6 protein-coding genes and 1 pseudogene are annotated in these 4,350 nt (G+C 68.1%); 3 read left to right on the top strand and 4 right to left on the bottom strand.

The annotated features are described in order from the left end of the window. Positions 1-222 precede the first annotated feature (222 nt). The 4 genes from rplS to rpsP all read right to left on the bottom strand — a co-directional run bounded on the left by rplS (position 223) and on the right by rpsP (position 2,338). Positions 223-603, bottom strand: a complete 381-nt coding sequence (gene rplS, locus AC27VN_RS34200) for a 50S ribosomal protein L19 (protein WP_093348904.1) — start codon at positions 601-603, stop codon at positions 223-225. Positions 604-725: 122 nt separating this feature from the next. Further along, positions 726-1,472, bottom strand: coding sequence for a tRNA (guanosine(37)-N1)-methyltransferase TrmD (gene trmD, locus AC27VN_RS34195; protein ID WP_490879456.1), 747 nt, complete (start codon positions 1,470-1,472; stop codon positions 726-728). 29 nt (positions 1,473-1,501) lie between these two features. Beyond that, on the bottom strand, positions 1,502-2,056 hold the full coding sequence (gene rimM / locus AC27VN_RS34190) for a ribosome maturation factor RimM (protein WP_490879455.1): 555 nt from the start codon (positions 2,054-2,056) through the stop codon (positions 1,502-1,504). Between the two features lie 18 nt (positions 2,057-2,074). Then, on the bottom strand, positions 2,075-2,338 hold the full coding sequence (rpsP, locus tag AC27VN_RS34185) for a 30S ribosomal protein S16 (protein WP_057590647.1): 264 nt from the start codon (positions 2,336-2,338) through the stop codon (positions 2,075-2,077). 217 nt (positions 2,339-2,555) lie between these two features. On the opposite strand from rpsP, the gene AC27VN_RS34180 reads away from it, so the two are divergent. The 3 genes and pseudogenes from AC27VN_RS34180 to AC27VN_RS34170 form a co-directional block, all read left to right on the top strand. Further along, the gene (locus tag AC27VN_RS34180; protein WP_296781572.1) at positions 2,556-3,077 is read left to right on the top strand and encodes a GNAT family N-acetyltransferase; all 522 of its coding nucleotides are present in this window, start codon (positions 2,556-2,558) and stop codon (positions 3,075-3,077) included. A 31-nt stretch (positions 3,078-3,108) separates the two neighbouring features. Further along, on the top strand, positions 3,109-3,555 hold the full coding sequence (locus AC27VN_RS34175) for a TM2 domain-containing protein (protein WP_093348893.1): 447 nt from the start codon (positions 3,109-3,111) through the stop codon (positions 3,553-3,555). A 128-nt stretch (positions 3,556-3,683) separates the two neighbouring features. Next, positions 3,684-4,350 (top strand): annotated as a pseudogene (locus tag AC27VN_RS34170) (helix-turn-helix transcriptional regulator); the annotation flags it as partial.

Raw genomic sequence — 4,350 nt, 5'->3', positions numbered from 1 at the left:
CCCACCACCGGGACCTTGCGCGGGTCGAATGGCGGCAGCATCGTGGGCACGACGGCATTGACGGGTTCGGAGGTGGCGGAGGACATGGACGGGGCGGCGCTGGAGGCGGTCAAGTGATCGATCGTGAGGCGAAGGGTGGATGGACGGAAGGAAAACGGAGGCCAGAACGCAAAAAGCCGCCAGAGCGGCGGCTTTTTCGCAACAGGCAAGCCTGCAGGCAGCTTACGCGGCCGCGGCGCCCGACGACTTGCCCGGCAGCTTTTCCTTGATGCGAGCCGAACGGCCGCTGCGATCGCGCAGGTAGTACAGCTTGGCGCGGCGCACGTCGCCGCGGCGCTTGACTTCGATGTTGGCGATCAGCGGGCTGTAGGTCTGGAAGGTACGTTCCACGCCTTCGCCGCTGGAGATCTTGCGCACGGTGAAGCCGCTGTTGAGGCCACGGTTGCGCTTGGCGATCACCACGCCTTCGTAGGCCTGCACGCGCTTGCGGGTGCCTTCGACGACGTTCACGCTGACGATGACCGTGTCACCGGGCATGAAATCGGGGATGGTCTTGCCGAGACGGGAAATTTCTTCCTGCTCGAGGGTCTGGATGAGGTTCATGATTTCCTGAAATCGATCGTGTCCGCGCTGCACAAAAGGCGTCGTTGGCAGGGGTCTGGGGCTCTATGAAGAGTAGACGCCTGCACCGGACGCGGCCGGCCAGAGGATCGGGGAGCCCGCGATTATAGCTTTTTTTTGAGCACCGCCTCATCGGCGGCGTTCAGGCGGCCGGCAGAGCGGGCCGCGTCTATCAATTCGGGGCGTTCCCGGGCGGTGATCGCCAGCCGCTGGTCGCGGCGCCAGCGCTCGATCTGCGCATGGTGGCCCGACATCAGCGGCGCCGGCACGCCATGCCCGTTCCACTGCTCGGGCCGCGTGTAGTGCGGGCAGTCGAGCAGGCCGTCGAGCGCGGGATTGAAGCTGTCCTGCACATGGCTGGCCACGTCGCCGAGCACGCCGGGCTGCAGCCGCGCCACCGCGTCGAGCAGTGCCATCGCGGGGATCTCGCCGCCCGACAGCACGAAGTCGCCCAGGCTGACCTGGTGCGTGACATGGGCGTCGATGAAGCGCTGGTCGATGCCTTCGTAGCGGCCGCAGACCAGCACCGCGCCCTCGCTGGCCGACCAGCGCTCGACCGCCTCGTGGCGCAGGGCCTCGCCGATCGGCGAGAACAGCACCACCGGGGCCGGCGTACCGCGCGCGGCCTGCGCCGCGGCCAGGCAGGCCGACAGCGGCTCGGCCATCATCACCATGCCGGGGCCGCCGCCGAACGGGCGGTCGTCCACGCGCTTGTAGTTGCCGGGCGCGTAGTCGCGCGGATTCCACAGCACCACCTCGACCTGCTTCGATTCGTAGGCACGGCGCGTCACGCCGCTGGCCATGAAGGGCGCGAACAGTTCGGGAAACAGCGTGAGGATGTCGAAGCGCATGCGCGCGGACCGCGGCGGCGGGGCCGGGGTCAGTAGTCGGGCTGCCAGTCGACCGTGATGCGCCGGCACGCGAGGTCGACGCCGTCGACGAAGGCGGAGACGAAGGGCACCATGCGCTCGATGGCCTTGCCGTCCTGCTCGGCCGCGATCACCAGCGTGGTCTGCGGGCCGGAGGCGAGCAGCTCGCGCACCGTGCCGAGCACGATGCCTTCGCGATTGACGACCTCGAGGCCGATCAGGTCGACCCAGTAGTACTCGTCGTCGCCGGTGCTCGGAAAGCTCGAGCGTGGCACGAACACCCGCGCGCCACGCAGCGCCTCGGCCGCATTGCGGTCGGGCACGTCACGCGACGAGGCGACGATGCAGTCGGAGTGTTCCTTGGCTTCGCTGATCGCGAGCCGGAAGGCGGTGGTCGCCGAAGCCCCGGGGGCCTGCAGGAACCAGCGCTTGGAAGAAAAAAGCGCCTCGGGCTGGGCGCTGTGGGGCAGGACCTTGAACCAGCCCTTGATGCCCCAGGCATCGGCGATGCGTCCTACTTCGATCGCATCCGCCGGCAATTCGGCGGCTTCGAGCGCGGGCAGCATCGCCGGTGGCCGCGCTGCTTAGGCAGCAGCCTTGGGAGCGGCAGCGGCGGCTTGACGGATCAGGCGCGCGACGGTGGGCGACGGCTGGGCGCCGACGCTCTTCCAGTAGGTCAGGCGGTCCTGAGCGATGCGGATGCTTTCTTCGTTTTCCTTGGCGGTCGGGTTGTAGAAACCCAGGCGCTCGATGAAGCGACCATCGCGGCGAACGCGCTTGTCCGACACGACGATATTGAAGAACGGACGGCCTTTGGCACCGCCACGGGAGAGTCGAATGACGACCATGATTTATCCTTGGGTGGGTCGCAGGCCTTCGTGTTTGAAGATGAAAACCTGCTCACGATGTTCTTCCAGCGTCGAGACACGCGACATGGCCACCCGGCCAGCGACACGCTGAAAAGCCTGCGATTATAGCCCGCGCCGCGTTCCGGCCGAGAATTCCTGCCTGCACTGGCCAGTTTCGGGCCCATTTACGGCCATTTCGCCTCCCCAATTTCCCCTCATGACAACGATCCGCCCCAGCCGCGAAGACGACATTCCGGCGATCGCCGCCATCTACGCGCACCACGTGCTGCACGGCACCGGCACCTTCGAGACCGAGCCGCCCTCGCCCACCGAGATGGCCAGCCGGCGTGCCGACGTGCTGGGCAAGGGGCTGCCCTACCTGGTCGCCGAGCGCGACGGCGAGCTGCTCGGCTTCGCCTACTGCAACTGGTTCAAGCCGCGTCCGGCCTACCGCTACTCGGCCGAGGACTCGATCTACCTGGCCGAGGCCGCGCGCGGCCAGGGCCTGGGCGCTCGGCTGCTGGCCGCCCTGTCCGAGGCGGCCGAGGCCGCCGGCGTGCGCAAGCTGATCGCGGTGATCGGCGACTCGGCCAATGCCGGCTCGATCGGCGTGCACCGCGGCCAGGGCTTCACCCAGGTCGGCGTGCTCAAGGACTGCGGCTGGAAGTTCGGCCAGTGGCGCGACGTCGTGCTGATGGAAAAGACCATCGGCGAAGGCAGCAGCACCCATCCCGAATGAACGAAGCAACGAAACAAGGATCGAGCACCGCATGAAAAGCAAGACGACCACGGCCTGGCTGGCCTTCCTCGGCGGCCCGCTGGGCCTGCACCGCTTCTACCTGCGCGGACTCGGCGACTGGCTCGGCTGGCTGCTGCCGATCCCGACCGCGCTCGGCCTCTACGGCGTCGAGCGCGTGCGCATGTACGGCGTGGACGACGGCTGGAGCTGGGTGCTGATCCCCTTCCTCGGTTTCACCATCGCCGGCTGCGCGCTCACGGCCATCGTCTACGGCCTGATGACGCCCGAGAAGTGGAACGCGCGCTACAACGCCGGCGCCGCGCTCGACGCCGAACCCGGCCGCACGAGCTGGGCCACCATCGGCGCGGTGGTGCTCGCGCTGTTCTTTGGCAGCACCATCCTCATGGCCAGCATCGTGTTCAGCTTCCAGCGCTATTTCGAGCACCAGGTCGAAGAGGGCCGGAAGATCTCGCAGTAGCTCGCGCGCCGCGGCCGGTCGATGCGCCCCGCTGAAAGCGGGCGCAACCACCGGTTTCCATGATTGACGGCCGCTCCCTCCCGGTTATGGTGTGCCCATAAATCACGACGGGCCGAGGGAGCATTGCCATGCTGGAGGACCCCGTGCTGCGTCGCGCGCTCGACGCGGTACATCATCTGACCGACCCCGAGCCACCCTGGCTCGGCGTGCTCGAAGGCGCGTGCGGCCTGATCGGCGGCGAGAGCGCGACCTTCATCATGGTCGATGCCGGCGGCCAACTGCTGTCGGCCCAGCAATGGAACGTCGACCCCGAGGCGGAGCGCGTCTACCGCGAGCACTACGTCCAGCAGGACATCATCACGCCGAAGGCCCTCGGCGCGGCGCCCGGCACCTGGCTCGACACGGCGGAGTTCTTCGACGCGGGCGACCTGTCGGGCAATGCCTACTACGCCGACTACATGCTGCGCTACGGCATGCGCCAGATGCTCAGCTACCAGATCGAGGACGGCCCGCATCGCCGCGGCGGCCTGACCCTTCAGCGTAGCCGGCCGCTGCAGCGCACGCGCAGCCATCTCGATTCCGAGCGGGTGCGCCATTTCACCCACGCACTGCAGTCGGCGCTCGCGCGTCGCCGCGAATACGCCGAAGGCTGGCTCGCCACGGCCGAAGCGGCCTTCGAGGCCTTCGGCGAGGCCATGCTGCTGGTCAATGCCACGGGCACGGTGCAGCACGTGTCGGCCCACGCGGCCGAGTTGCTGTCGCACCGCAGCGCGCTGCGCGTGCATCAGGGCCGGC

This window comes from Variovorax sp. 20P10.2.4, assembly GCF_058244205.1.
Note: the sequence above shows the minus strand (reverse complement) of the source record. Positions and strands in the feature narration are given on the sequence as shown.